Consider the following 512-nt stretch of genomic DNA (forward strand, 5'->3'; position numbering starts at 1 on the left):
TAACTTCTGGACTTTCCGATATATTCCCGTTTCCTGCATTTCTCCGCAAGCTCTGGAATATCCAAAATGCCCGTATGGTCGTTGATAGCAAGGTCGATACGCTTCATCACGCCACCGTCTATGAGTGCGTCCATGAGAAAGTCATACCAGCTTCTTTCCTGTGCCAGCAAGTAACTTTCAAACTGTCGGCAACCTCGCCCCTTTAACTCTAAAAGGACACCCTTTTCTTCGTCAGCCGACGTATAGATAAAGATGTCCCCTAAAGAGTAATGCTCCGTATAACTGTAATGTCCGTAATCTTCATGGAGCATATAATTGATATTCAGTTTTAATATATCTTTGATGATGTGCTGTATATCCAGCGTGGGAAAACGAATTTTCACATAATCAAACAGCATGGTAAGCGGTGCTTCTGGATTGAACCTTGCCAGTTCCTTATGCAGAGTTTCCAGAAGTTCTTTTGACGGCTTCATTTTTCCACTTTCTATCTTGTTGAGATATTCCCTTGTGAT

General features: G+C 42.2%; 1 protein-coding gene. It reads right to left on the reverse strand.

Going from position 1 to position 512, the window contains the following annotated elements; genetic code table 11:
• Positions 1–512, reverse strand: a 512-nt coding sequence (locus HMPREF0373_RS16395; RefSeq protein ID WP_021738767.1) for a replication initiation factor domain-containing protein, incomplete at both ends; no start/stop codon positions are given.

The sequence above is a fragment of the Eubacterium ramulus ATCC 29099 genome (genome assembly GCF_000469345.1).
In the GTDB taxonomy this organism is placed as follows: Bacteria; Bacillota; Clostridia; order Lachnospirales; family Lachnospiraceae; genus Eubacterium_I; species Eubacterium_I ramulus.